This window comes from Acidiplasma cupricumulans, assembly GCF_001402935.1.
GTDB classification, from domain to species: domain Archaea; phylum Thermoplasmatota; class Thermoplasmata; order Thermoplasmatales; family Thermoplasmataceae; genus Acidiplasma; species Acidiplasma aeolicum.
In genome coordinates this window covers 1-2,620 of the sequence record NZ_LKBH01000099.1, presented here as the reverse complement: position 1 = coordinate 2,620, position 2,620 = coordinate 1, and the positions used below count along the sequence as shown (strand labels likewise).

The following is a 2,620-nucleotide window of genomic DNA, read 5'->3' as shown; positions in this document are numbered from 1 at the left end:
TTAGAATTAATGGAAATTCCTCTGTGTATTTAAATTTAGCCCCAGGATAAATACCTAAAAGATGCCTGAAAGCCTCGTTGTATGCAAGCCTTACAATATCAGATTCTGGATTGTTTAATGTAAAACAGTTGTCTGATGTAAATATTTTAAAATAATTTCTATTTTCACCTGATTTAACTGTATATATTAATCCAGAATCTATTAAAGCGTTAAGGATTTGATTCAATTCATTTTTATTAAGTGCAAATCTATGCATTAATGATTGCATATTTAATTCCATTGCAGGGTTCTCAAGAAGGAATTTAGAGACATTAAAAAGCCTGTGCTTATTTATGCAGTACTTTATGGATAATCTGCCGATTATTTCATTGAGAAACATCATGGGATTTATGTCATCGTGAATATAAAAATCAATAAAACCGCCATGCCTTAGGTAATAGATTAAATCTTTTTTGAATCTTTCATTAACAGTTTTGTAATCCATTGGGGTATCAAAAACATCCAGGTGCCTTTCATGTAAATTGATTTTATTTTTTAAATCCAGAATTGTACAGCTATAACCTGAACGCAGTACGGATATGCCAGCTAGGGATGGTTTAACCATTATATGTTCTCCATCATGGACCTGCAAATAGGCTGGAATGCTGTGATTATACCTTCCAAATTCTGCTATGTAAACTTTTTCCTGAAATGCGGGCAAATTCTTTATTAGAAATTTTAAATCGGATTTATATGGAAAATCTTTATTAGATGCAGATTTAATTTGCACACATTTTATACCTTCAAGCATAGTTATTCTTTTATTATTTTATGGCTTATTAATTTTTCTGTAACATTAAGCCTGCTGTCGTATATCTTTTATATGTTAATATTAAAAATACATAAGGTTTAGCAGATTTTAATATATGTTTTGCATACATTATCGCTAAAAGTTATTGATATATTAATAAGGCATTGAAAGATAAGAATTACAGTAAAGAAAAATGTCCTATGAGATTCTAGGCATAATAACATTATTTTAGCCAAAAAAGAATTATTCAAAATACCTGTATTTTTTATACAATATTTATATATTTTTAGATTTTTATAAGTTTAAACCATCCATAATGAATGCCAAAAAGTAGGTACCCTAAATAAATACACAAAATATTATACACGGGCATGACCATAAACAGTATTAATACTGGAACCTGGTAAATAAAGTAAATAAAAAAATTTATTCTTCTTCCACATCTTTGAACGTGTGTGCCTCCTCATTTTCGTTTATTGTCTCATCCTCTATATATTCAAGAGATTTATCCTTTGTTTCTATTGCAAGTATGTAAAGTATTATACCTGCTATTACCGGCATTATTGTATCGAAAAGCACCGAATTAATCGGGCCCAAAAAGGCATATAGTGCAAAGGCACCAGCCGCTGTTGGGAACTCCCATAATTTGTCCCATCCCATTGATAATCCTCTGTTTCTTGTACCTCCAAGTTCGGCAGCAGGAACATATTGAAGGGTACCTATTGTTCCAACGTTAATAAAATAAAATATCGCAAACATTGACATTATAAGTGGAAGGGTGGCAAAATGAAGTGTAAATGCCACATACATTACTCCCATGGGTATGGAGCTTAATATAAACCCAGCGACGCCAATGTTTTTTCTTCCGATTTTATCTACTGTGATCATAACAATAAAGGTTCCTAAGAGTCCAAGGGCTGCACTTATAACAGAACCAAGTAATGATAAGGTGGATGTCGCGCCAAGATCACTAAGAAATTTTGGTTCATAAACAGAAACCAGGTTAATGGTCATTGAATAGGCTGTTCCAAGCCAGAATATGTAAATTAATGCCCTGGCATTTGGCCTTGAAAAGAATTTCTTTATATTATCCTTTATGGATGTCTCCTCGCCAAGGTCATTCTTATCGACGTTTACCTTTATTCCGTAATTATTGAGCCTCTTTTTAATACTTTTAACACGCTCTTCTTTTCCATTTTCCACTGCCCATCTTAAGCTTTCTGGCATTGATTTTCTCAGGAAGAATAATATAAATACTGGTATGGCAGCAGTTATAAATATGTATCTCCATGCAAGATAAACACCAACAAGTACTGTTAATGCAAGGCCCTCGCCTATTGCCAGTAAGGCTCCAAGTGTGAAAAAGAATTTTTGAAATGATAACTGCTTTCCACGATCTTTTATGGGTGAGTATTCAGATATTAACGGTAGGGCAGCAACATAGTCTATGCCTATAAAGAAACCCAGTAAAAGCCTGGAGAAAAAGAAGAATGTGCCTGAAAATGATATGGCACTGATCAGTGCAAATACGCCCATGCCTATTGTATCATATACAAACAGTGTTTTTCTGCCTATTTTATCAGAAAATATGCCACCTATCATTCCTCCGGCGCCAACACCTATCCAGTATGATGCAAGTATTAGTGAAGACATGATTGCTGATAGATGGAATAAAACTGCAATTGCCAGTAATGCCGTTGATGCACCAAATTCATTGAAACCATCTGTAAAAGGACCAACTGCAGCCAGTACTGAAAGTTTTTTCTGGAACTTATCCGTAACTCTATCATCCAAAAACTGGTAATCCATAAATATATAATAAATCATCAT

Annotated in this window: 2 protein-coding genes; both read right to left on the bottom strand. The window is 33.4% G+C overall.

Features of this window, described 5'->3' with window-relative positions; all coding sequences use genetic code 11:
- On the bottom strand, positions 1-769 hold a 769-nt coding region (locus AOG55_RS03115), incomplete at its 3' end, for a hypothetical protein (protein WP_236688959.1).
- A 447-nt stretch (positions 770-1,216) separates the two neighbouring features.
- Positions 1,217-2,620 (bottom strand): MFS transporter (locus AOG55_RS03110; protein ID WP_055040873.1); only part of this gene is annotated, 1,404 nt, incomplete at its 5' end.